General features: G+C 65.2%; 30 protein-coding genes. 26 read left to right on the top strand and 4 right to left on the bottom strand.

Translation table 11 applies throughout. From position 1 onward, the window contains the following. The first annotated feature begins 6 nt into the window (after positions 1 to 6). Positions 7 to 1,089 carry a zinc ribbon domain-containing protein gene (locus J2W36_RS17345; RefSeq protein ID WP_307691000.1) on the top strand — a complete coding sequence of 361 codons (1,083 nt, stop codon included), beginning with the start codon at positions 7 to 9 and terminating at the stop codon, positions 1,087 to 1,089. A 64-nt stretch (positions 1,090 to 1,153) separates the two neighbouring features. Further along, a complete protein-coding gene (locus J2W36_RS17340) occupies positions 1,154 to 1,543 on the top strand; it encodes a DUF3597 domain-containing protein (protein WP_307690999.1) in 390 nt (129 codons plus the stop codon). Positions 1,544 to 1,689: 146 nt separating this feature from the next. On the opposite strand, the gene tgt is transcribed toward J2W36_RS17340, so the two are convergent. Together tgt and queA are read right to left on the bottom strand one after the other, a co-directional pair. Next, complete coding sequence (gene tgt / locus J2W36_RS17335) at positions 1,690 to 2,862, bottom strand: tRNA guanosine(34) transglycosylase Tgt (RefSeq protein ID WP_307690998.1); 1,173 nt, start codon at positions 2,860 to 2,862, stop codon at positions 1,690 to 1,692. A 4-nt stretch (positions 2,863 to 2,866) separates the two neighbouring features. Beyond that, a complete protein-coding gene (queA, locus tag J2W36_RS17330) occupies positions 2,867 to 3,907 on the bottom strand; it encodes a tRNA preQ1(34) S-adenosylmethionine ribosyltransferase-isomerase QueA (RefSeq protein ID WP_307690997.1) in 1,041 nt (346 codons plus the stop codon). Positions 3,908 to 4,042: 135 nt separating this feature from the next. Here queA and J2W36_RS17325 point away from each other — a divergent pair, with 135 nt between their 5' ends. From J2W36_RS17325 to recG, 3 genes are read left to right on the top strand one after another with little or no spacing between them, the layout of a single operon-like run. After that, positions 4,043 to 4,723, top strand: coding sequence for a DUF4166 domain-containing protein (locus J2W36_RS17325; RefSeq protein WP_307690996.1), 681 nt, complete (start codon positions 4,043 to 4,045; stop codon positions 4,721 to 4,723). Next, positions 4,720 to 6,210: a TIGR01777 family oxidoreductase gene (locus J2W36_RS17320; protein ID WP_307690995.1), complete on the top strand. Its 1,491-nt coding sequence runs from the start codon at positions 4,720 to 4,722 to the stop codon at positions 6,208 to 6,210. The genes J2W36_RS17325 and J2W36_RS17320 overlap by 4 nt, the downstream gene beginning before the upstream one ends. An 11-nt stretch (positions 6,211 to 6,221) precedes the next feature. Continuing rightward, positions 6,222 to 8,357 carry an ATP-dependent DNA helicase RecG gene (recG, locus tag J2W36_RS17315; protein ID WP_307690994.1) on the top strand — a complete coding sequence of 712 codons (2,136 nt, stop codon included), beginning with the start codon at positions 6,222 to 6,224 and terminating at the stop codon, positions 8,355 to 8,357. 28 nt (positions 8,358 to 8,385) lie between these two features. Here the strand turns inward: recG and J2W36_RS17310 are convergent, their stop codons facing one another. After that, a complete protein-coding gene (locus J2W36_RS17310) occupies positions 8,386 to 9,291 on the bottom strand; it encodes a LysR family transcriptional regulator (RefSeq protein ID WP_307690993.1) in 906 nt (301 codons plus the stop codon). Positions 9,292 to 9,385: 94 nt separating this feature from the next. Here J2W36_RS17310 and J2W36_RS17305 point away from each other — a divergent pair, with 94 nt between their 5' ends. The 4 genes from J2W36_RS17305 (at position 9,386) to ubiA (ending at position 13,195) form a co-directional block, all read left to right on the top strand. Next, complete coding sequence (locus J2W36_RS17305; RefSeq protein WP_307690992.1) at positions 9,386 to 10,396, top strand: NAD-dependent epimerase/dehydratase family protein; 1,011 nt, start codon at positions 9,386 to 9,388, stop codon at positions 10,394 to 10,396. Positions 10,397 to 10,482: 86 nt separating this feature from the next. Beyond that, on the top strand, positions 10,483 to 11,445 hold the full coding sequence (locus J2W36_RS17300) for a LysR substrate-binding domain-containing protein (RefSeq protein ID WP_307690991.1): 963 nt from the start codon (positions 10,483 to 10,485) through the stop codon (positions 11,443 to 11,445). Positions 11,446 to 11,626: 181 nt separating this feature from the next. Continuing rightward, positions 11,627 to 12,223: a Dps family protein gene (locus J2W36_RS17295; protein ID WP_307690990.1), complete on the top strand. Its 597-nt coding sequence runs from the start codon at positions 11,627 to 11,629 to the stop codon at positions 12,221 to 12,223. Between the two features lie 81 nt (positions 12,224 to 12,304). Continuing rightward, entirely contained in the window at positions 12,305 to 13,195 is an 891-nt protein-coding gene (gene ubiA / locus J2W36_RS17290; RefSeq protein ID WP_307691123.1) for a 4-hydroxybenzoate octaprenyltransferase, read from the top strand. 40 nt (positions 13,196 to 13,235) lie between these two features. Here ubiA and proC read toward each other — a convergent pair whose 3' ends face one another. Beyond that, positions 13,236 to 14,084, bottom strand: coding sequence for a pyrroline-5-carboxylate reductase (gene proC / locus J2W36_RS17285; RefSeq protein WP_307690989.1), 849 nt, complete (start codon positions 14,082 to 14,084; stop codon positions 13,236 to 13,238). A gap of 279 nt (positions 14,085 to 14,363) precedes the next feature. Between proC and rplN the strand changes: the two genes are divergently transcribed. From rplN to rplQ, 17 genes are all read left to right on the top strand, one after another. Then, the gene (gene rplN, locus J2W36_RS17280) at positions 14,364 to 14,732 is read left to right on the top strand and encodes a 50S ribosomal protein L14 (protein WP_009124801.1); all 369 of its coding nucleotides are present in this window, start codon (positions 14,364 to 14,366) and stop codon (positions 14,730 to 14,732) included. A 10-nt stretch (positions 14,733 to 14,742) separates the two neighbouring features. Beyond that, positions 14,743 to 15,060, top strand: coding sequence for a 50S ribosomal protein L24 (gene rplX / locus J2W36_RS17275; protein ID WP_307690988.1), 318 nt, complete (start codon positions 14,743 to 14,745; stop codon positions 15,058 to 15,060). Between the two features lie 11 nt (positions 15,061 to 15,071). Further along, on the top strand, positions 15,072 to 15,611 hold the full coding sequence (gene rplE, locus J2W36_RS17270; protein WP_307690987.1) for a 50S ribosomal protein L5: 540 nt from the start codon (positions 15,072 to 15,074) through the stop codon (positions 15,609 to 15,611). Between the two features lie 8 nt (positions 15,612 to 15,619). Further along, complete coding sequence (gene rpsN, locus J2W36_RS17265; protein ID WP_307690986.1) at positions 15,620 to 15,925, top strand: 30S ribosomal protein S14; 306 nt, start codon at positions 15,620 to 15,622, stop codon at positions 15,923 to 15,925. A gap of 20 nt (positions 15,926 to 15,945) precedes the next feature. Beyond that, positions 15,946 to 16,341, top strand: a complete 396-nt coding sequence (gene rpsH, locus J2W36_RS17260; protein WP_307690985.1) for a 30S ribosomal protein S8 — start codon at positions 15,946 to 15,948, stop codon at positions 16,339 to 16,341. 24 nt (positions 16,342 to 16,365) lie between these two features. Continuing rightward, positions 16,366 to 16,899: a 50S ribosomal protein L6 gene (rplF, locus tag J2W36_RS17255; RefSeq protein ID WP_307690984.1), complete on the top strand. Its 534-nt coding sequence runs from the start codon at positions 16,366 to 16,368 to the stop codon at positions 16,897 to 16,899. Between the two features lie 14 nt (positions 16,900 to 16,913). Then, entirely contained in the window at positions 16,914 to 17,279 is a 366-nt protein-coding gene (gene rplR, locus J2W36_RS17250) for a 50S ribosomal protein L18 (RefSeq protein ID WP_307691122.1), read from the top strand. 18 nt (positions 17,280 to 17,297) lie between these two features. Further along, positions 17,298 to 17,816, top strand: coding sequence for a 30S ribosomal protein S5 (rpsE, locus tag J2W36_RS17245; protein WP_307690983.1), 519 nt, complete (start codon positions 17,298 to 17,300; stop codon positions 17,814 to 17,816). Between the two features lie 14 nt (positions 17,817 to 17,830). Next, complete coding sequence (gene rpmD / locus J2W36_RS17240; RefSeq protein ID WP_009124818.1) at positions 17,831 to 18,016, top strand: 50S ribosomal protein L30; 186 nt, start codon at positions 17,831 to 17,833, stop codon at positions 18,014 to 18,016. 11 nt (positions 18,017 to 18,027) lie between these two features. Beyond that, positions 18,028 to 18,459, top strand: a complete 432-nt coding sequence (gene rplO / locus J2W36_RS17235) for a 50S ribosomal protein L15 (protein ID WP_307690982.1) — start codon at positions 18,028 to 18,030, stop codon at positions 18,457 to 18,459. A gap of 26 nt (positions 18,460 to 18,485) precedes the next feature. Further along, complete coding sequence (gene secY, locus J2W36_RS17230) at positions 18,486 to 19,796, top strand: preprotein translocase subunit SecY (protein ID WP_307690981.1); 1,311 nt, start codon at positions 18,486 to 18,488, stop codon at positions 19,794 to 19,796. 99 nt (positions 19,797 to 19,895) lie between these two features. After that, entirely contained in the window at positions 19,896 to 20,009 is a 114-nt protein-coding gene (gene rpmJ, locus J2W36_RS17225) for a 50S ribosomal protein L36 (protein WP_038201958.1), read from the top strand. Positions 20,010 to 20,032: 23 nt separating this feature from the next. Then, entirely contained in the window at positions 20,033 to 20,398 is a 366-nt protein-coding gene (gene rpsM / locus J2W36_RS17220; RefSeq protein WP_013544105.1) for a 30S ribosomal protein S13, read from the top strand. A 12-nt stretch (positions 20,399 to 20,410) separates the two neighbouring features. After that, positions 20,411 to 20,815 carry a 30S ribosomal protein S11 gene (gene rpsK, locus J2W36_RS17215; protein WP_009124825.1) on the top strand — a complete coding sequence of 135 codons (405 nt, stop codon included), beginning with the start codon at positions 20,411 to 20,413 and terminating at the stop codon, positions 20,813 to 20,815. Positions 20,816 to 20,948: 133 nt separating this feature from the next. Beyond that, entirely contained in the window at positions 20,949 to 21,572 is a 624-nt protein-coding gene (gene rpsD / locus J2W36_RS17210) for a 30S ribosomal protein S4 (RefSeq protein ID WP_307690980.1), read from the top strand. Positions 21,573 to 21,701: 129 nt separating this feature from the next. Next, positions 21,702 to 22,691: a DNA-directed RNA polymerase subunit alpha gene (locus J2W36_RS17205; protein ID WP_307690979.1), complete on the top strand. Its 990-nt coding sequence runs from the start codon at positions 21,702 to 21,704 to the stop codon at positions 22,689 to 22,691. 108 nt (positions 22,692 to 22,799) lie between these two features. Further along, the gene (gene rplQ / locus J2W36_RS17200) at positions 22,800 to 23,201 is read left to right on the top strand and encodes a 50S ribosomal protein L17 (protein ID WP_307690978.1); all 402 of its coding nucleotides are present in this window, start codon (positions 22,800 to 22,802) and stop codon (positions 23,199 to 23,201) included. Positions 23,202 to 23,216 lie beyond the last annotated feature (15 nt).

Below are 23,216 nucleotides of genomic sequence, written 5' to 3'. Positions count from 1 at the left end.
AGAAAAATGAGCAAGTCATTGCGTCTGTCTGAAAAGTGGTTCCATCGCGGGCTCTGGGTCGTGGCGGCGGCGTTTGCCGCCTCGCTCATCGGGCTGGGTGGCACGGTCGTGAACGACCTGCCGCAGGTCGAAGGCCGGCTGCGCGTCGAGCAGTTCATGGACCCGGCCGTCGCCGGGCCGTTGAACGCGCGGGTCCAAGCTGCCGAAACCGCCCAGGAAAAAGCGTCGGATGCGTTGGAGCAGGCGGGGTTGCAGCTCAGCGTGGCCGAGACGGCCAGCCGCAATGCACGAGAGACCTTCGAAAACTGGATCGCCACGCGCCGCGCCACCGCGCAGCCCGACCAGGACCCCGAACTCATTGCGCGCACCCGCGGGCTCGATCTGCTCAAGCAGAAGGAGGACGAGGCACAGGCCCGGGTCGATGCGCAGCGGCAGATCGCGCTCGATGCGCAGCAGGCGCAGGCCGCTGCGCAGCAGGCGCTCAGCGCGGTAGAGCGCGAGGCGCAGGGCCGCCTCGATGCGGAACTCCGCCGCTCGGAGATGCGCGTCTTCGGTTACCGGCTGGCGCTCACGCTGCCGCTGCTGGTCGTGGCGGGCTGGTTGTTCGCCAAGAAGCGCAAGGGCACCTACTGGCCTTTCGTCTGGGGCTTCATCTTCTTCGCGCTGTTCGCCTTCTTCGTCGAACTGGTGCCCTACCTGCCGAGCTACGGTGGCTATGTGCGCTACGTGGTGGGCATCGTGGTCACGGTGGTGGCGGGGCGCTATGCCATCGCGGCACTCAACCGCTACCTGGCGCGGCAGAGGCTGGCCGAAGCGCAGCCGGAGCTGGTGCGACGCGAGGAGCTCAGCTACGACACCGCGCTCACCCGCCTGTCCAAGGGCGTGTGCCCGGGGTGCGAGCGCCCGGTCGACCTGAAGAACCCCGAAATCGACTTCTGCCCCCATTGCGGTATCGGCCTGTTCGACCATTGCGGGGCCTGCGATGCGCGCAAGAGCGCCTTCTCGAAATTCTGTCCTGCATGCGGCACGTCGGCACAAAAGCAAACACTTTCGCTCAGGGAAACGATGGCCGGCGCGTTGCCCGCGTGATAGAAGTCCATGCGGCGCCCAGCGCCGCATTTCACAGAACCAATCCGATATTCAAGGAGTACGCATGAGCATTTTTGGCAAGATTTTTTCCAAGATTTTTCCGTCGGCCAACGCTGCCGAGGTGACCGCTGCGCCGGCACCCGCACCAGCGGCTGCTGCGGGCGCGCCGGCCCCGGTCGCGCCGCCGCCTTCGATTCCGCTGGGTGACGTGACCCCCATCCTGGACGCCATGCCTGGCGCGAGCGCGCTGAACTGGCGCACCTCCATCGTCGACCTGCTGAAGCTGCTCGGCCTGGACAGCAGCCTCGCCGCGCGCAAGGAACTGGCCAATGAATTGATCTACACCGGCAACGACGAGCCGGGCTCCGCGGGCTGGAACCTCTGGCTGCACCGCCAGGTCATGACGCGCATCGCAGCCAACGGCGGCACCGTGCCGGCCGAACTGCGGGGGTGAGGCTCGCCCCCAGGCTTGCGCACTTCGTGTCGCAGCGCCACCCCCTTCCGGGGGCAAAACCTGCGGCCCGGCATAGCCGGTTCCGCGGTGTTTCACGAACAAGCAAAGAGCCCGCACTGCGGGCTCTTTGCTTTTTGCGACGCGGGCTACACGCCGCGGGCGCGGTCGGCCTTGAACTTTGCGCGGAACTCGTCGAAGCGCCCCGCGTCGAGCGCTTCACGCACTTCGCGCATCAGATTCAGGTAGTAGTGCAGGTTGTGGATGGTGCACAGCATCGGGCCGAGCATCTCGCCGCAGCGGTCGAGGTGGTGCAGGTAGGCGCGGCTGAAGCCTTCGCGGCCGCCGTCATTCCAGCTGATGCCTGATGTGCCCGCGCACGCATGGCAGGTGCAGCTCGGGTCGACCGGCTGCGGGTCCATCTTGTGGCGCGCGTTGCGCATCTTCAGGTCGCCGAAGCGCGTGAACATCGTGCCGTTGCGTGCATTGCGCGTGGGCATCACGCAGTCGAACATGTCGACGCCATCGGCCACGCCCTGCACCAGGTCTTCGGGCGTCCCCACACCCATGAGGTAGCGCGGCTTGTTCGCAGGCAGCTTGTGCGGCGTGTGACCCATGATGTGCAGCATCTCGGCCTTCGGCTCGCCCACGCTCACGCCGCCGATGGCATAGCCGGGGAAGTCCATCTCGACCAGCGCAGCGAGCGATTCCTCGCGCAGGTTCTCGAACATGCCGCCCTGCACGATGCCGAAGAGCGCGTTGGGATTCTCGAGCTTCTCGAACTCGGCCTTGCAGCGCTTGGCCCAGCGCAGGCTCAGTTCCATCGACGTGCGCGCCTCGGCCTCGGTCGTGATGTGGCCGTTCGTGTCGTACGGCGTGCATTCGTCGAACTGCATGACGATGTCGCTGTTGAGGATGGTCTGGATCTGCATCGAGACCTCCGGCGTGAGGAAGAGCTTGTCGCCGTTGACCGGCGACGCGAACTTCACGCCTTCCTCGCTGATCTTGCGCATCGCACCCAGCGACCACACCTGGAAGCCGCCGGAGTCGGTGAGGATGGGCTTGTCCCATTTCTCGAACTGGTGCAGCCCACCGAAGCTGGCCATCACGTCGAGGCCCGGGCGCATCCACAGGTGGAAGGTGTTGCCCAGGATGATCTGCGCGCCCATCTCTTCGAGGCTGCGCGGCATCACGCCCTTGACGGTGCCGTAGGTGCCCACGGGCATGAAGATGGGGGTCTGCACCACGCCGTGGTTCAGGGTGAGCGTGCCGCGGCGCGCGTGGCTGGTCGGGTCGGTGGTGAGCAGTTCGAAGTTCAGCATGGGGTCAGTCCTGTCGTGCCAGCAGCATGGCGTCGCCGTAGCTGAAGAAGCGGTAGCGGTGGGTGATGGCGTGGGCATACAGCGCCATCACGCGCTCGTAGCCGGCCAGCGCGCTCACCAGCATCATCAGCGTGCTCTTGGGCAGGTGGAAGTTGGTGATGAGTACGTCGACGTGTTCGAAGACGAAGCCGGGGGTGATGAAGATGCGCGTGTCGCCTGACGCCACGCCGCTCTTGGCCCACGATTCGAGCGTGCGCACGGTGGTTGTGCCGACCGCGACCACGCGGCCGCCGCGCGCCTTGCAATCGGCGATGGCGCGTTGCGTGGCCTCGGGGACCTCGTAGCGTTCGGCGTGCATCGTGTGCTCGGCGATGTTCTCGGTCTTCACCGGCTGGAAGGTGCCGGCGCCGACGTGCAGCGTGACGTTCGCGCGTTGCACGCCGCGTGCGTCGAGCGCGGTCAGCAGGGCCTCGTCGAAGTGCAGCGCGGCGGTCGGTGCGGCCACGGCGCCGGGGACGCGCGCGAACACCGTCTGGTAGCGGCTCTCGTCTTCGGCGGAATCGGTGTGTTCAATGTACGGCGGCAGCGGCACGTGGCCGCAGCGCGCCATGATTGCGTACGGGTCTTCGCCGGCCGGGCTGGCGAAGACGAAGCGAAAGAGGGCGCCGTCGTCTGCTGGCCAGCGTCCGACCAGCGTGGCCGTGAAGCCGCCGACCATCTGCAGCACGGTGCCGACCGGCGGCTTCTTGCTGACCTTCATGTGCGCGACCACTTCCTGGCCCTGCAGCACGCGCTCGACCAGCAGTTCGAGCTTGCCGCCGGTCGGCTTTTCGCCGAAGAGACGTGCCTTGACCACGCGGGTGTCGTTGAAGACCAGCAGGTCGCCGCTGCGCAGCAGGTCGGGCAGGTCGCGAAAGATGCGGTCGACAGGGGCGTCATCCGTGCCATCGAGCAGGCGGGATGCCGTGCGTTCGTCTGCGGGATGCTGGGCGACCAGCGCCGGTGGCAGGTCGAAGTCGAAATCGGAGAGGGTGAATGCGCGCATGGTGCTTGAGGGCCGGACGGGCCCGTGCCAAGGAGGCATGGGAAGAACAAGGGAAAGGCGGCCCGCATTGTCCCATGGCCGGGAAAACGTGTCGCGTCGCCGGCTGGTGCGGGACCACCAAGGCAGAATCACCGCATGGTCGACTTACATGCACCCGCGTCGCGCGTTCCTGCGCAGCCTTTGCCCGGCCCCTCCGAAGGTGAACTCTTCAAGAAGATCCTGGGCAGGGCCTGGCATGGCCTGCATCCCGACATCCGTCGCCGCTTCGACAAGAACCCCTCGCCGGGCAAGGCGCTGCACTACCTGGGCACGCTCAGCGAATTGCGTTGCTCGCGTTTCGGCCGGCTGCTCGGCCACCTGACACAGCCCCTGATCCAGGGGGCGCTCATTCCGTACAGCGACAGCCACTTTCCCGTCGAGATCCAGGTCTACGCCAAGCCGCAGGACCCGGCCATCTACAAGCAGCGCATCTACCGGCTCCACGGCCGAAAGCCCATCCAGTTCACCAGCTTCATGCGCGAGAGCGAACGCGGCGAGGTGCTGGAGTACGTGGGCATGGGCCTGGGCATGAAGCTGGTGTTGAGCGTGGAGAACGGCAGCCTGCATTTCCAGAGCGACGGGTATTTCTGGGACGTGCTCGGCTGGCGCATTCCCTTGCCCGGCCTGTTCACCCCGGGCAAGACCTTTCTCTGGCACCACAACGAAACACCTGAGCGCTTCAACATCCGCATCGAGATCCGTCACTGCCTGATGGGCACGACGTTTACCCAGGTCGGCGTGTTCGAGGAAGTGCCTGAACCGAAAGCACTGCCATGATCGATCCCCATCTGCTGGCCCTGCAACTCATGGCGGCCCAGGGTGCGCTGGGCGCCTTCGACACGCTCTACCACCACGAGGGGACCGAAGCGCTGCCGCAGCGCGCCACGGCAGGGCGCGAGCTGTCGATCCACGCAACGCGTGCATCCATCTACAGCGCGCTGTTCATCGGCCTCTCGGCATGGGCCTGGCATGGCGCGTGGGCCTGGGTGCTGATGGCGGTGTTCGGCGTCGAGATCGTGCTCACGCTGTGGGACTTCGTGGTCGAGGACGGCAGCCGCCTGCTGCCGCCCTCCGAGCGGGTCACGCACACCGTGCTGGCCATCAACGGGGGGGCGTTCATCGCACTGCTGGCGATCAACGCGGCGGACTGGGTTGCCCAGCCGACCGCGATGGTGTGGCAGCCGCACGGGTGGCTCAGTGCCTTCCTGGCGCTGTGCGGTGTGGGCGTGGGTGTGTCGGGGCTGCGCGATGGTCTGGCGGCGCGCGCGGTCTTCAGGCGCCAGAAGCAGGCGCAGGTACGTGACGCGCAGGCGCCGGTGCGCTTCGGCTCGAAGCCGCAGCGCGTGCTGGTCACTGGCGGCACGGGCTTCATCGGCCAGCTGCTCGTGCGCCATCTGCTGGCCGACGGCCATGCGGTCACGGTGTGGACGCGCGACGCGCGCTCGGCTGCCTGGGGCTTCGGCGGCGCGGTGCGCTGCGTGCAGTCGCTCGGCGACATACCCGCTGCTGACGACATCGACGTGGTCGTCAACCTCGCGGGCGCGCGCATCCTGGGCATGCGCTGGAGCGAGCGGCGCCAGAAGCAACTGCTGCAAAGCCGCGAAGGGCTCACGCAGCAATTGGTCGCCTGGATCGGCACGCGACCGCGCAAGCCATGGCTGCTGCTGTCGGGCTCCGCCATCGGCTACTACGGTGTGCAGCCACAGGGCGATGCGACCGAGCTGGCTGAAGACGCACCGCCGCAGGACATCTTCATGTCGCGGCTGTGCAGGCGCTGGGAGCAGGCGGCGCAGGCGGCCGTTGCGCACGGCGTGCAGGTGGCCTGCATGCGCTTTGGCTTCGTGCTGGGTCACCAAGGTTCGCTGCCGCAGCTGCTGATACCGATCTCTTTGGGCGTCGGTGGGCGTTTGGGCAGCGGGCGGCAGTGGCTGTCGTGGGTGCACGTGCACGACCTGATCCGCGCCATGGCCCATGTGTGGCGCGTGACGGAAAGCGCGGGCGAATCCGCGGCCGCGCAGGCATGGAATTTCACCGCGCCCGGCGCGCTGAGCCAGGAGGAATTCACCCGCGTGGCCGCCAGCGTGCTGCATCGCCCTTGCTGGATGCCGACGCCCGCCGCGCCCGTCAAGCTGCTGCTCGGCGAGCAGGCCGACCTGCTCCTTGAAGGCCAGCGCGTGGTGCCGGCGCGGCTGCTGCAAACCGGCTTCCGCTTCACGTTCCCCGATGCCCGCAGCGCCTTGACGGACCTTTGCCGCCCGCGCTAGAAGCCTTGCCTGTGCCCGCGAAGAAAGCCCGCTCCAACACCTCCGCGGCCGCGCCTGCCGCTGCGCCTGCGCCGGCAGGCCCTCCCGGTACCGGCCCGAGCCTGGTGCAGCGTGCGCTGCGCAAGCTCGGGTTGCAGCGCGACATCGACTTCGCGCTCTACCTGCCGATGCGCTACGAGGACGAGACGCGCATCGTCCGCCTGGCCGACCTGCGCGACGGCGAGCAGGGGCAGATCGAGGCCGTGGTGCTCGACAGCGAGGTCAGCTACCGCCCGCGGCGCCAGTTGGTGGTGACGGTCGACGACGGCAGCGACACCTGCCAGTTGCGCTTCTTCAACTTCTATCCGTCCCACCAGAAGCAGCTGGCCGTCGGTGCCCGCGTGCGCGTGCGCGGCGAGGTGCGCGGCGGCTTCCTCGGGCGCCAGATGATGCACCCGACCGTCAAGGCCGCCGGCACCCAGTTGCCCGAGGCGTTGACGCCGGTCTACCCGACCGTCGCGGGCCTGGCGCAGCCGGTGCTGCGGCGCGAGGTGCGGGCGGGGCTCGCGCGCGCGGTGCTCGATGAAACCGTGCCGGCGTCGGCGGGCTGGCCGGGCGCCGGTGAGGTGTGGAACCTGCGCAGCGCGTTGTCCTTCCTGCATTACCCGACACCGGACGTTTCGATCGCTGCGCTGGAAGACCGCAGCCACCCGGCCTGGCAGCGGCTGAAGTCCGAGGAACTGCTCGCCCAGCAGCTCTCGCAGCTGCAGGCGCGGCGCGAGCGCGCGGGTCAACGCGCCCCGGTCCTGCCGTCGTCGGACGCAGCCACGGCGCTCCACGCGCAACTGATGGCCGTGCTGCCGTTCGCGCTCACCGGCGCGCAGGCACGCGTGGGTGAGGAGATCACGCGCGACCTGGCGCGCGACGCGCCCATGCACAGGCTGCTGCAGGGCGACGTGGGTTCGGGCAAGACGGTGGTCGCTGCACTCGCGGCGGCGCGCTGCATCGACGCGGGCTTCCAGTGCGCGTTGATGGCGCCGACCGAGATCCTGGCCGCGCAGCATTTCAGCAAGCTCATCGGCTGGCTCGCGCCGCTGCTGGAGACCCGCGGCCTGCGCGTGGCCTGGCTCACCGGCAGCCAGAAGAAGAAGGCGCGCGACGAGATGTCGGCGGCGGTGGAGAGCGGTGAGGCCGCGCTGGTCATCGGCACGCACGCCGTGATCTCGGAGAAGGTGCGTTTCAAGCGGCTCGCGCTGGCGATCATCGACGAGCAGCACCGCTTCGGCGTGGCGCAGCGCCTGGCCTTGCGTGGCAAGGCCACCCAGGGGCTCGAGCCGCACCTGCTGATGATGAGCGCCACGCCGATTCCCCGCACGCTCGCCATGAGCTACTACGCCGACCTCGACGTCTCCACCCTCGACGAGCTGCCGCCCGGCCGCACGCCCATCGTGACCAAGCTGGTGGCCGAGCACCGGCGCGACGAGGTCATCGACCGCATCCAGGCGCAGCTCGCCCAGGGCCGGCAGGTGTACTGGGTCTGCCCGCTGATCGAGGAAAGCGAAGCGGTTGACCTGCGCAACGCCACCGAGACGCGCGACGAACTCGCCGGCATGCTGGGCGACCACGTGAACGTGGCGCTGCTGCATTCGCGCATGCCGACGGCCGAGAAGCAGGCGGTGATGGCGGCCTTCACCGCCAACGACGTGCAGGTGCTGGTGAGCACCACCGTGATCGAGGTCGGCGTCGACGTGCCCAATGCGTCGCTGATGGTGATCGAGCATGCCGAGCGCTTCGGCTTGTCGCAGCTTCACCAACTGCGCGGCCGCGTGGGCCGGGGTGCGGCGGCCTCGGCCTGCGTGCTGCTCTATGCGCCCAACGAGGGGGGCCGCGTCGGCGAGACGGCGCGTGCCCGGCTGCGCGCCATGGCCGAGACCGGCGACGGTTTCGAGATTGCCCGGCGCGACCTCGAGATCCGCGGGCCGGGCGAGTTCCTGGGGGCGCGCCAGTCGGGCGCACCGCTGCTGCGCTTTGCCGACCTGGAGACCGATCACCTGCTGCTCGACTGGGCGCGCGAACTCGCGCCGCTGATGCTCGACCGCCACCCGGGGCTGGCGCAAAAGCACATCGACCGCTGGCTCGGCAGCAAGGCGGATTACCTGAAGGCGTGAGTGCGCAGCGGCCACGCAGAGCTGCGCATCAGCCCTGCGCGAGCAGGGGCGGCAAGGCTTGCGCGAGAAAGTCGTACACCCGTCGCACCACCGCGCTCGAGCGGATCTCGCGGTGGACCGCGAGCCAGCATGGCAGCGGCGGAATCGCCAGTTGTGGCAGCACACGCTGCAGGTGGGGCCAGTGGCGGGCGTTGTAGTTCGCCAGGAACCCGATGCCCGCGCCGTGCGCCACCAGCATGCCGTAGGCCACCTGGTCGTCGGTACGCATCGCGAAGGCGTCGCGCTGCATCGGCATGCCCATGGCCGCGAAGCCACGCAGCATCAGGTCGTCGTCGGCGTAGCCCACCAGCGTGTGGCCGGCCAGGTCCGCCACGTTCTGCGGCGTGCCCGCCCGCTGGAGGTACGAGGTGTGCGCATAGGCGCCCAACCCGACCTCGCCGAGCTTGCGTGCCACCAGCGAGCCCTGCGCAGGTCGCACCATGCGCACGGCGATGTCGGCTTCGCGCTGCAGCAGGTTGCTCAACTGGTTGCTGGCCACGAGTTCGATGGCGATGCCGGGTTCCTGGCGTCGCAGTTCGGTCAGCAGCGGCGGCAGCAGGTAGGTGGCCGCGACCATGCTGGCGGTCACGCGCACCAGACCGGTGGTCTGCTTGCGCCGGCCGGCGAGCGCGCGCGCCATGGCCTGTGCGCCATCGGCCATCTGGCGGGCCGCTTCGGCGATGGCGAGCGCGGTCGGCGTCGGCGTGACGCCGCGTCCGGTGCGCTCGAACAGCGGTGCGCCGAGCTGCGTCTCCAGCTCGGCGATGTGGCGGCTCAGCGTGGGCTGCAGCGCACCGGTGCGGCGCGCGGCGCCCATCAGGCTGCCGGCGTCGAGCACCGCCAGGAAGCTACGGACCAGGGTCCAGTCGAAACGGTCGAGGTTGGGTGGGGGCATGCGAAAGTGTATGGCTGGATTGCTCGGATCGCCGATGGATGAATGTGGCGGTATTGCGCAGACTCGCCGCATGTCCATTGCTCAGGAGTCTTTCATGTCCTCTCGCCCTTCGTCTTCCAACCCTGCGCGGCCCGTCGTGCTGATCCTGGGCGCCAACGGTCGCCTGGGGTGCGCGGCGGCGCAGGCTTTCCACGCGGCGGGCTGGTCGGTGCGCGCCCAGGTGCGGCGGGAGCCGTCGCCGCTGCTGCCCGCGGGGGTCGATGTGCTGCGCATCGGGCTGTCGGACAACGCGCAGCTGGCGGCCGCCGCGGCCCCGGCACGCGTGGTGGTGTACGGCGTGAATCCGCTCTATACGCGATGGGACAGCGAGGCGCTGCCCGGCCTGCAGCGCGGGCTGGACCTCGCCGAGCGACTGGGCGCGCACTTCGTGCTGCCGGGCAACGTCTACAACTTCGGCGCCACGATGCCCGCCGTGCTCAGCGAGACCACGCCGATGCAGCCCAGCACGCGCAAGGGCGAGATCCGCGTGCAGATGGAGGCGCTGATGGCCCGGCGTGCCGCCGTCGGCGGCTTTCGTGCCTCGGTCGTGCGCGCGGGCGACTTCTTCGGGGCGGGCACCGGGAGCTGGATCGATCTGGTGATCGCGAAGTCGATCGCCTCGGGCAAGCTGGTCTACCCCGGTGCCATGGACATCGCACACGCCTGGGCCTACCTGCCCGATTTGGCACGGGCCTTCGTGCGGGTGGCCGCGCAGCCGCAGCGGCCGGACACGCCGCACTTCGATGTCTGGCACTTCGCGGGCCATACGCTGACGGGCGCTGAACTGCTGGCGGAACTCGAGGCGGCGGCCTGCGACCTGGGCCTCGCGCCTGCAGGCGGCTTTCGCCACGGCCGCATGCCTTGGCGGCTGTTGCGCGCGGCCGGGCTCCTGGTGCCGATGTGGCGCGAGGTTGCGGCCATGGCGTACCTGTGGCAGGTGCCGCATGCGCTGGACGGCCACCGGCTCAACGCCCTGGCGGGCGGCGAGCTGGCCGCAACCCCGGTGCGGCTCGCCTTGCGCGCATCGCTGCTGGCAATGGGCGTGAAGCGGACTGAGGCGGCCTGAAGCGGCCGTCGTGGTGGCCTGAAAGCCCCTTGTGCCGGACACGGCGGGCGCAGCAGCGCCGACCTTGCGCATAATTGACGCAAGCTATGACCCTGACCGAACTCAAATACATTGTTGCTGTCGCCCGCGAGCGGCATTTCGGCAAGGCGGCCGATGCCTGCTATGTGTCGCAGCCGACCTTGTCGGTGGCGATCAAGAAGCTCGAGGACGAGCTGGAGGTCAAGCTGTTCGAGCGCAGTGCCGGCGAGGTGACCGTCACGCCGCTGGGCGAGCAGATCGTGCAGCAGGCGCAGACCGTGCTCGACCAGGCGGCGGCCATCAAGGAAATTGCCAAGCGCGGCAAGGACCCGCTGGCCGGGCCGCTGAACCTGGGCGTGATCTACACGATCGGGCCGTACCTGCTGCCCGACCTGGTGCGCCAGAACATCACGCGCACGCCACAGATGCCCCTGGTGCTGCAGGAGAACTTCACGGTCAAGCTGCTCGACATGCTGCGCGCCGGCGAGATCGACTGCGCCATCATGGCCGAGCCGTTCCCCGACACCGGCCTGGCGATCGCGCCGCTCTATGACGAACCCTTCGTCGCCGTGCTGCCGGTGGCGCACCCGCTGGCAGCCAAGCTGTCGATCACCTCTGAAGAGCTGCGCGACGAAACCATGCTGCTGCTGGGCACCGGGCACTGCTTTCGCGATCACGTGCTGGAGGTGTGCCCGGAGTTCGCGCGCTTCTCCAGCAACGCGGAAGGCATCCGCAAGAGCTTCGAGGGCTCGTCGCTGGAGACGATCAAGCACATGGTGGCCTCGGGCATGGGCGTGACGCTGGTGCCGCGGCTGTCGGTGCCGGCCGAAGCACTCAAGCCCAAGGGCAGAGGCCGCAAGGACCAAGACATGGTGCGCTACCTGCCGATCAGCGACGGCCAGGGCCGTGAGCCGCCGACGCGGCGCGTGGTGCTGGCCTGGCGCCGCAGCTTCACCCGTTACGAGGCCATCGCCGCGCTGCGCAACGCGATCTACGGCTGCGAGCTTCCCGGCGTCAAGCGGCTGTCCTGAGCGGCGCTGGCGAGGCGGGCCGCCGGGGCCGTACGGGATGCTGCAGATTGCGCGTTTTGCCTACGCACCGCGATGCCGCAAGCCTCAATGGCTGCGATAGAGTCTCTCTGTTGCGATGCCGCCCGGCCGCCCCTACAGTCGAACCGTCACCTCGTTCAAAAGCAAAGAAGGAACTGTCCTCATGGCAAAAGCACCCAGCAAGAAAGCAAAGTCTCCCATCGCCGACGCACCCGCGGCCGACGCAGGCAAGGTGCCCACCAAGGGCGGCACCAAGGTCGCCTCGGAGTCGGGCAGCCGCAACGCGCCGATGATCAACATCGGCATCGACCGCCAGGACCGTGCGGCGATCGCCGAAGGCCTGAGCCGCGTGCTGGCCGATACGTACACGCTGTACCTCACCACCCACAATTTCCATTGGAACGTGACCGGCCCGCACTTCAACTCGCTGCACGCGATGTTCATGAACCAGTACACCGAGCTGTGGGGCTCGACCGATGTGATCGCCGAGCGCATCCGTGCGCTGGGTCACTACGCACCGGGTTCCTACGCCGAATTCAGCAAGATCGCGACTGTGCCGGACGTGCCGCAGGAGCCGCCCAAGGCCATGGAGATGGTGCGCATTCTGGTCAAGGGCCATGAAACCGTGTCGCGCATTGCGCGCGAGTTCATCCCCGTGGCCGAAGAGGCGGGCGACGATCCGACCGCCGACATGCTGACCGCACGCTGCGCGGTGCACGACCAGACGGCCTGGATGTTGCGCTCGCTGCTGGAAGAGTAAGCCTCTCCCCCAGCCCCCAGGGTTTCGAATGCAGGAGAGAGCGGCACAATGGCCGCTCTTTTTCATTGGGGAGTGGGTTTGATGGCTGCCGGGCGCTTGTCGCTGTATCTGGATCTGATTCGCTGGAACCGGCCCGCCGGCTGGCTGTTGCTGCTGTGGCCCACGCTGGGCGCGCTGTGGTTCGCCTCCGGTGGCTGGCCCGGCTGGCATCTGCTTGCAGTCTTCGTGCTGGGCACGATCCTCATGCGCAGCGCAGGGTGCTGCGTCAACGATGTGGCCGACCGCGACTTCGACCGGCACGTCAAGCGCACGGCGCAACGCCCGGTGACGAGCGGCGCCATTTCCGTGAAACAGGCGCTCGGCTTCGGTGCCCTGCTGGCGCTGGCGGCGTTCGGCCTGGCGCTCACCACCAATGCGGCCGTGATCGCCTGGGCCTTCGTCGGCCTGGGCGTGACGCTCGTCTACCCGTTTGCCAAGCGCTACGTGTCCATTCCTCAGGCGGTGCTGGGCATTGCCTTCTCGATCGGCATTCCGATGGCGTTCTGCGCGGCGGGTGGCGCCGACGTGCCTGCCAGCGCGTTCCTGGCGCGCGTGCCGGCTGCCGCGTGGCTGCTGCTGCTCGGCAACCTGGGCTGGGTGCTGGCCTACGACACCGAGTACGCGATGGTCGACCGCGACGACGACCTGAAAATTGGCATGAAGACGTCCGCCATCACTTTCGGCCGCTTCGATGTGCTGGCGGTCATGCTGTGCTACGCGCTTTTCCTGCTGCTGTGGGCGGTGGTCGGTGTCCGCGCGGGGCTGGGCCCTGTTTTCCTGGTGACCATCGCGGTTGCTGCCGTGCAGGCGCTCTGGCATTGGCGCCTGATCCGCACCCGCACGCGCGAGGGCTGCTTCAAGGCCTTCCGGCTGAACCACTGGCTCGGCTTCACGGTGTTCGTCGGCGTGGTTGTCGCCTACGCGCTGCCCTGAGGTCCCGGGCTGCCTGCCGCGTGGGCGCCGGGCCGGGCGCTCAGGCCTTGCCGAACTCCACCGCCAGTTCGCGGGCGCGCTGCTCGGCGGCGCGGATCGCCGACTTGAACTGCGCCTTCACATCGGCGGCTTCGAGGCTGCTGATGGCGGCGTAGGTGGTGCCGCCCTTGGACGTGACGCGCGCGCGCAGCACCGAAGGCGGTTCGCTGGCGGCCTCTGCCAATGCCGAGGCGCCTGTGAAGGTGCGCACGGCCAGTTGGTGGGCCTGCGTGGGCGGCAGACCCATCTCAATGCCAGCCTCGGTCATCGCCTCGATGAAATAGAAGACGTAGGCGGGGCCCGATCCCGACATGGCGGTGACGGCGTCAAGGGCGGCTTCCTGGTCGACCCAGAGCAGATGGCCGGTAGGCGCGAGCACCTGCTCGACCAGCGCGCGGCCGGCGGCGTCGACCTGGTTGCGTGCGAACAGCCCGGTCATGCCCTTGCCGACCAGCGCCGGCGTGTTGGGCATGGCACGGACCACGGCCTCGGTGCCGAGCCAGCGCGCAATGCTTTCCGACGGAATGCCCGCGGCCACGCTCAGGTGCAGGCTCTGGCCCGCCAGCGCACGCACGGGCGCGGCCGCTTCCGCAAAAGTCTGGGGCTTGACCGCCCACACCACCAGTGCGCACCGCGCCAGGGCCTGGCTGGCGGCCGGTTGCGCCGTGACGCCAAACTCTTGGGCCAGACGTGCCCGCGCTTCCTCGAAGGGCTCGACGACCTCGATCAAGGCGGGAGGCAGACCCTGCTGGATCAGGCCGCCCAGGATGGCGCTGGCCATGTTGCCGCCGCCGATGAAGGCGAGGGCCGGCAGCGCGGCAGCGGAGAGGGGTGTGGCGGAGTTGGACATCTTGGGCGGACGAAGTGAAAAGGGGAGGCCAGGCGGCGTGCTGATGCAGAGTGACAAAGCAACGCGAAATTGTCGCCGCTCCGTGGGGTGTCGTGAATCTTTGAGACGGGGCGTTGACAACCCGAATGTGCTGTGCAACAATCGCGGGCTTCGCTACAAAAAGGCGAAGCTTCTGCCCAGCGGAAGCACTCCAAGTGGTTTGGGGTGTGGACGACGGGCCCAAGACTGACCGAGGTACTGCTTATTGTGGTTCCCGGTACAAGTTGGGAACCAATAGACATGATCCAAACTGAATCCAGGCTCGAAGTGGCCGACAACACAGGCGCGAAATCCGTCCTGTGTATCAAGGTGCTCGGTGGCTCCAAGCGGCGTTATGCCAGCGTGGGCGACGTCATCAAGGTCAGCATCAAGGAAGCCGCCCCGCGTGGTCGCGTTAAAAAAGGCGAGATCTACAGCGCAGTGGTCGTTCGCACCGCCAAGGGCATCCGTCGTGCAGACGGTTCGCTCGTCAAGTTCGACGGCAATGCCGCCGTGCTGCTCAACGCCAAGCTGGAGCCGATCGGCACCCGCATCTTCGGACCGGTCACGCGCGAACTGCGCACCGAGAAGTTCATGAAGATCGTCTCGCTGGCTCCCGAAGTTCTCTAAGGACAACGCCATGAACAAGATTCGCAAAGGCGACCAGGTCATCGTGTTGGCCGGTCGTGACAAGGGCAAGCGCGGCACTGTGTCGCTGCGCAAAGACGACTCGTATCTGATCGTCGACGGCATCAACATCGTCAAGAAGCACGCCAAGCCGAACCCGCTCAAGGGTACGACGGGCGGCATCGTCGAGAAGACCATGCCGATTCACCAATCGAACGTGGCCATCTTCAATGCTGCGACCGGCAAGGCCGATCGCGTGGGCATCAAGATGACGGACGGCAAGCGCGTTCGCGTCTTCAAGTCCAGCGGCGACGAAATCAAGATCGCCTAAGGAGTACTCACATGGCACGTCTCCAACAAATCTATCGCGAAAAGATCGCGAAGGACCTGACCGAAAAGTTCGGCTACACCTCGCCGATGCAGGTTCCCCGTCTGACCAAGATCACGCTCAACATGGGCGTGGGCGAAGCAGTCGCTGACAAGAAGGTTCTCGACAACGCTGTCGGCGACCTGACCAAGATCGCTGGCCAGAAGCCGGTCGTCACCAAGTCGAAGAAGGCCATCGCTGGTTTCAAGATCCGCGAAATGCAACCGATCGGCTGCATGGTCACGCTGCGCGGCGTGCAGATGTACGAGTTCCTGGACCGTTTCGTGACCGTGGCCCTGCCGCGCGTTCGTGACTTCCGCGGTATCTCCGGTCGTGCATTCGACGGCCGTGGCAACTACAACATCGGCGTCAAAGAGCAGATCATTTTCCCCGAGATCGAATACGACAAGGTCGATGCCCTGCGCGGTCTCAATATCAGCATCACGACGACGGCCAAGACCGACGAAGAAGCCAAGGCGCTTCTCGCTGGCTTCCGTTTCCCGTTCAAGAACTGAGGCGAACCGTGGCTAAACAATCCCTGATCCAGCGCGAACTCAAGCGCGACAAGCTGGTCGCCAAGTACGCTGCAAAGCACGCCGAACTCAAGGCTGCTTCCAACGACCAATCGAAGAGCGACGAAGAGCGCGCCGCTGCACGCCTCGGCCTGCAAAAGCTGCCGCGCAACGCCAATCCGACGCGCCAGCGCAACCGTTGCGAAATCACCGGTCGTCCGCGTGGCACTTTCCGCCAATTCGGTCTGGCTCGCGCCAAGATCCGTGAACTGGCCTTCAAGGGTGACATCCCCGGTGTCACCAAGGCCAGCTGGTAAGCCAGGCAGGAGCAAACAACATGAGCATGAGTGATCCCATTGCCGACCTGCTGACGCGTATCCGTAACGCGCAGATGGTGGCGAAGCCCACCGTGTCGATCCCTTCTTCCAAGGTGAAGATCGCGATCGCACAAGTCCTCAAGGACGAAGGCTATATCGACGGCTTCCAGGTCAAGACCGAAGCCGGCAAGAGCGAGCTTGAAATCACGCTGAAGTACTACGCTGGCCGTCCGGTCATCGAGCGCATCGAGCGTGTGAGCCGTCCTGGCCTGCGCGTCTACAAGGCCAGCGCAGCCATTCCGCAAGTCCAGAACGGCCTTGGCGTCGCCATCGTCACGACCCCCCAGGGCGTGATGACCGACCGCAAGGCTCGCGCTACCGGTGTCGGTGGCGAAGTTCTGTGCTACGTCGCCTAACCGAGACATTGAGGAGTTACTGAAATGTCCCGAGTCGGAAAAATGCCGGTCGCCATCCCCGCAGGTGTGGATGTGTCGATCAAGGAAGACCAGATTAGCGTCAAGGGTACGGGCGGCACGCTCAACCTGCATCGCAATCCCCTGGTGAAGGTCGTGAACAACGACGGCAAGCTGAGCTTCGAGCCCGCCAACGAATCGCGTGAAGCGAATGCGATGAGCGGCACGCTGCGCCAGCTGGTCAACAACATGGTCGTCGGCGTGACGAAGGGCTTCGAGAAGAAGCTCAACCTCGTCGGCGTCGGCTACAAGGCAGCTGCGCAAGGCGCGAAGCTGAACCTGCAAGTCGGTTACTCGCACCCCGTCAACATCGACATGCCCCAGGGCATCACGGTGACGACCCCGACCGCGACGGAAGTCGTGATCAAGGGTGCTGACCGCCAACGCGTCGGCCAGATCGCCGCGGAGATCCGTGCTGTTCGTCCGCCTGAGCCTTACAAGGGCAAGGGCATCCGTTATTCGGACGAAAAGATCGTGATCAAAGAGACCAAGAAGAAGTAAGGGGCAGCAAAATGATGTTGACCAAAAAAGCACAACGTCTGCGCCGCTCGCGTCAGACCCGCATCCGGATCGCGACGCAAGGCGTGGCTCGCCTCACGGTGAACCGCACGAACCTGCACATCTATGCCACCGTCATCTCCGACGACGGCACCAAGGTGATCGCAACGGCCTCGACGGCGGAAGCCGAAGTGCGTACTTCCCTCGGCGGCGCTGGCAAGGGTGGCAATGCCGCCGCTGCCACCGCCATCGGCAAGCGCATCGCTGAAAAGGCGAAGGCTGCCGGTGTCGAGAAGGTTGCATTCGACCGCGCAGGTTTCGCTTACCACGGCCGCATCAAGGCCCTGGCCGAAGCAGCCCGCGAAGCCGGTCTGCAGTTCTAACCGGACACGAGATTCAAAATGGCAAAGATTCAAGCAAGAACGCAGAACGAAGGCCCTGAAGACGGTCTGCGCGAGAAGATGATCGCGATCAACCGCGTCACCAAGGTGGTGAAGGGTGGTCGTATCCTCGGTTTCGCAGCCCTCACCGTGGTCGGCGACGGCGACGGCAAGGTCGGCATGGGCAAGGGCAAGTCCAAGGAAGTGCCTGCTGCCGTGCAAAAGGCGATGGAAGAAGCCCGTCGCAACCTGTTCAAGATCTCGATCAAGAACGGCACGCTGCATCATCGCGTGACGGGTCACCATGGCGCCGCTTCGGTTGTCATGATCCCGGCACCCAAGGGTACCGGCATCATCGCTGGCGGCCCGATGCGCGCCGTGTTCGAAGTCCTGGGCATCACCGACATCGTGGCCAAGAGCCATGGTTCGTCGAATCCCTACAACATGGTCCGTGCAACCCTGGACGGCCTGAAGAACTCGACGACGGCATCGCAAGTCGCTGCCAAGCGCGGCCTGACCGTCGAAGATATCTTCGCCTGATCGGAAGCATCGAAATGACGACGCAACAACAAACCCTCAAGGTGCAGCTGGTGAAGAGCCCGATCGGCACCAAGGAATCGCATCGCGCCACCGTCCGTGGCCTGGGTCTGCGCAAGCTCAACAGCGTGAGCGAACTGCAGGACACGCCCGCAGTGCGCGGCATGATCAACAAGATCAGTTATCTGGTCAAAGTTCTGTAAGAGAGACTGATATGGAACTCAATGGCATCAAGCCGGCGGATGGCGCCAAGCACGCCAAGCGTCGTGTCGGTCGCGGCATCGGCTCCGGCCTCGGCAAGACTGCAGGTCGCGGTCACAAGGGTCAGAAGTCGCGTTCGGGCGGCTACCACAAGGTGGGCTTCGAAGGCGGTCAAATGCCTCTGCAGCGTCGCCTGCCCAAGCGTGGCTTCAAGTCGCAGACGCTCAAGTACAACGCCGAAGTGACGCTGGCTTCCCTGGAGCAGCTCGGCCTGGCCGAAGTGGACATGCTCGCTCTGAAGCAGGCAGGTCTGGTGGCTCACATGATCAAGGTCGTGAAGATCATCAAGACCGGCGAACTCACCAAGGCTGTGAAGCTGACGGGCATCGGCGCTACCGCCGGCGCCAAGTCGGCGATCGAAGCCGCTGGTGGCAGCGTCGCCTGACGACAACGGACTGAAAGTAGTTCTTCGTGGCAACTAACGCGGCAACGCTCGCAAAAACAGGCAAGTTCGGTGACCTCCGTCGCCGGCTCGTGTTTTTGCTGCTCGCTCTCGTGGTGTATCGGGTCGGGGCGCATATTCCCGTACCGGGCATCAACCCGGACCAGCTGGCACAGCTGTTCCAGGGGCAGCAGGGCGGCATCCTGAGCCTGTTCAACATGTTCTCGGGCGGTGCGCTGTCGCGCTTCACCGTGTTCGCGCTCGGCATCATGCCGTACATCTCTGCGTCGATCATCATGCAATTGATGACCTACGTGGTGCCGACCTTCGAGCAGATGAAGAAGGAAGGCGAAGCGGGACGGCGCAAGATCACGCAGTACACGCGCTATGGTGCCTTGGGTCTGGCCATGTTCCAGTCCTTCAGCATCGCAGTGGCGCTCGAGTCGTCGGCGGGTCTGGTCATCGCACCGGGCCTGGGCTTTCGCATCACGGCCATGGTCAGCCTCACCGCTGGCTCGATGTTCCTGATGTGGCTGGGCGAGCAGATCACCGAACGCGGTTTGGGCAACGGCATCTCGATCCTGATCTTTGCAGGCATCGCGGCCGGTCTTCCGAACGCGGTGGGTGGGTTGCTGGAGCTGGTCCGAACAGGTGCCATGAATGTGCTGGTCGCGATCTTCATCGTTGCCGTGGTTGCCCTGGTGACCTACTTCGTGGTGTTCGTCGAACGTGGCCAGCGGAAGATTCTCGTGAACTATGCGCGGCGTCAGGTCGGCAACAAGGTGTATGGCGGTCAATCGTCGCACCTGCCCCTGAAGCTGAACATGGCTGGCGTGATTCCTCCGATCTTCGCATCGTCCATCATCCTGCTGCCGGCAACGCTGGTCGGATGGCTCAGCACAGGCGAAAGCATGCGTTGGGTGAAGGACATTGCAAGCGCGCTCACACCTGGTCAGCCGATCTATGTGATGCTCTACGCTGCCGCGATCGTGTTTTTCTGCTTCTTTTACACGGCACTCGTGTTCAACAGCCGGGAAACTGCCGACAACCTGAAGAAGAGTGGCGCGTTCATTCCGGGTATTCGCCCGGGTGACCAGACAGCGCGCTACATCGACAAGATCCTGGTTCGCCTGACATTGGCTGGCGCGGTGTATATCACCTTCGTCTGCCTGCTGCCGGAGTTCCTGATCCTCAAGTACAACGTGCCGTTCTATTTCGGTGGAACCTCATTGCTGATCATTGTGGTGGTCACCATGGACTTCATGGCCCAGGTGCAGAACTACATGATGTCCCAGCAGTACGAGTCGTTGCTCAAGAAGGCCAACTTCAAGACCTCGTAGGGGTTCAGAAGGTTCGAAAGTCGACGCCGCAAGGCGGACGCGCATTGATAGTGTTTCAGGCGATTGTTCGCCGCGTTGAACAAGTTTTAGGAGAATCAAATGAGAGTTTCGGCTTCGGTCAAAACCATCTGCCGTAATTGCAAGATCATCCGCCGCAAAGGTGTGGTGCGTGTGATCTGTACCGACCCGCGCCACAAGCAGCGCCAGGGTTGATCAAAGAGTATTAGAGGACGCACATGGCACGTATTGCTGGCATCAACATTCCGCCGCACAAGCACGCTGAGATCGGCCTGACCGCCATCTTCGGTATCGGTCGCACCCGCGCCCGTCAAATCTGCGAAGCGAGCGGCATCGAATATTCGAAGAAGATCAAGGATCTGACCGACGCTGATCTCGAAAAGATCCGCGACCAGATCGCTCTCTTCACCATCGAGGGCGATCTGCGCCGCGAGACCACCATGAACATCAAGCGCTTGATGGACATCGGTTGCTATCGTGGCTTCCGCCATCGCCGTGGCCTGCCGATGCGCGGCCAGCGCACGCGCACCAATGCCCGCACCCGCAAGGGTCCGCGCAAGGCTGCGCAGTCCCTGAAGAAATAAGGATAAATCAGCATGGCTAAAGCTCCTGCCAACAACGCCGCACAGCGCGTTCGCAAGAAGGTTCGCAAGAACGTTGCGGACGGTATCGCTCACGTGCACGCTTCGTTCAACAACACGATCATCACGATCACGGACCGCCAGGGCAACGCTCTGTCGTGGGCGTCGTCGGGTGGCCAAGGCTTCAAGGGCTCGCGCAAGTCGACGCCTTTTGCTGCACAGGTCGCTTCGGAAGTGGCGGGTCGTGCTGCAGTCGAACAAGGCATCAAGAACCTCGACGTCGAGATCAAGGGCCCCGGTCCTGGTCGCGAATCGTCGGTGCGCGCCCTGGCTGCGCTCGGCATCCGGATCAATTCCATTGCCGACGTGACCCCGGTGCCGCACAACGGTTGCCGTCCGCAAAAGCGTCGTCGCATCTAAGCGTTCGACGCAACGCGCAGTCCGCTTCACGGCGGCTGCGCATTTTGTTTTCAACGACAAGCCCACCGCCATCGGCACGCCGCTGATGGCTCCCGTGCGAAACGCGCGGCAGATGACATAAAAGGAAGATCAAGTGGCACGCTATCTCGGCCCCAAGGCCAAACTCTCCCGCCGTGAAGGCACCGACCTGTTCCTCAAGAGCGCACGCCGTTCGATCCAGGACAAGTCGAAGTTCGATTCCAAGCCCGGCCAGCACGGTCGCACTTCGGGTCAACGCACCTCCGATTTCGGCCTGCAACTGCGCGAAAAGCAGAAGGTCAAGCGCATGTACGGCGTGCTGGAAAAGCAATTCCGCCGCTACTTCGAGGAAGCCGATCGTCGCCGTGGCAACACCGGCGCCAACCTGCTGTTCATCCTTGAATCGCGCCTGGACAACGTCGTCTATCGCATGGGCTTCGGCTCGACGCGTGCCGAAGCGCGCCAGCTCGTGTCGCACAAGGCGATCACGGTCAACGGCAAGTCGGTGAACATTGCGTCGTACCTGGTCAAGACCGGCGACGTGATCGCCGTGCGCGACAAGTCGAAGAAGCAGACCCGCATTGCCGAAGCCCTGCAGCTCGCAGCGCAAGTCGGTATGCCGGCATGGGTGGATGTGAACGCCGACAAGGCAGAAGGCACCTTCAAGAAGGTTCCGGATCGCGACGAATTCGCAGCCGACATCAACGAATCGTTGATCGTCGAACTCTATTCGCGCTAAACGGACGACGACGAAGCTGCTGCGCGGCCTCGTCCTTGTGATTTTTTGTTCCCTCCGCGCTGCACCGCGACAGGGCACTTCACCAGCCTTACCGGTGTAACGAACCGGGGGTATTGAGAGGAAGTCTGCATGCAAACCACCCTGCTGAAACCCAAGACCATCCAGGTCGAGCAAATCGCCGCCAACAAGGCCAAGGTGACGCTCGAGCCTTTCGAGCGCGGCTACGGCCACACGCTGGGCAACGCGCTGCGTCGCGTGCTGCTGTCGTCGATGGTCGGTTATTCGGCCACCGAAGTGACGATCGCAGGCGTGCTCCACGAGTACTCGTCGATCGATGGCGTCCAGGAAGACGTCGTCAACATCCTGCTGAACCTCAAGGGTGTGGTGTTCAAGCTCCACAACCGCGATGAAGTCACGTTGAGCCTGCGCAAGGACGGCGAAGGCCCGGTGCTGGCATCGGACATCCAGACGCCGCACGACGTCGAGATCATCAACCCCGATCACGTCATCGCTCATCTGTCGCAAGGCGGCAAGCTCGACATGCAGATCAAGGTCGAGAAGGGCCGCGGTTACGTGCCCGGCACGATGCGCCGTTACGCCGACGAGCCGACCAAGTCGATCGGCCGCATCGTCCTCGATGCATCGTTCTCGCCCGTCAAGCGCGTGAGCTATACCGTCGAAAGCGCCCGCGTCGAGCAGCGCACCGACCTGGACAAGCTGCTCATCGAGATCGAGACCAACGGTGCCATCACCGCGGAAGATGCGGTCCGCGCCTCGGCCAAGATCCTGGTGGAACAACTTGCCGTGTTCGCACAGCTCGAAGGTGGTGAACTCGCTGCGTTCGATGCGCCCGCACCGCGCAGCGCCCAGCAGTTCGATCCGATCCTGCTGCGCCCGGTCGACGAGCTCGAACTCACGGTCCGTTCGGCGAACTGCCTGAAGGCCGAGAACATCTACTACATCGGTGACCTGATCCAGCGCACTGAGAACGAGCTGCTCAAGACCCCGAACCTGGGTCGCAAGTCGCTCAACGAAATCAAGGAAGTCCTCGCTTCGCGCGGTCTGACCCTGGGTATGAAGCTCGAAAGCTGGCCGCCGGCCGGCCTCGACAAGCGATAATTCGATTCATCGAAAGATAGGCCCCTCTTGCACCTTGCGGTGCGGGGCCAGTGCAATGGGCAGTACCTGATCCGGCTGCCTGTTTTTATAAAGTAAAGGAAAAGCACCATGCGTCACGGACACGGCCTTCGTAAACTCAATCGCACCAGCTCGCACCGCCTGGCGATGCTGCAGAACATGATGAATTCGCTCATCGAGCATGAAGTCATCAAGACCACGGTCCCCAAGGCCAAGGAACTGCGTCGCGTCATCGAACCGATGATCACCCTGGCCAAGAAGCCCACGCTCGCCAACAAGCGCCTGGCCTTCGACCGCCTGCGCGACCGCGACAGCGTCGTCAAGCTGTTCGCTGATCTGGGCCCGCGTTTCGCGGCACGTCCGGGCGGCTACACCCGCATCCTGAAGATGGGTTTCCGCGTGGGTGACAACGCCCCGATGGCACTCGTTGAACTGGTGGATCGCGCCGAAGAGAAAGAATCTTCGGAAGCCTCGCAAAACGCCGCAGAATAAGCTATACTTCTATCT

This window comes from Variovorax ginsengisoli, assembly GCF_030811835.1.
Taxonomy (GTDB): Bacteria; Pseudomonadota; Gammaproteobacteria; order Burkholderiales; family Burkholderiaceae_C; genus Variovorax; species Variovorax ginsengisoli_C.
Note: the sequence above shows the minus strand (reverse complement) of the source record. Positions and strands in the feature narration are given on the sequence as shown.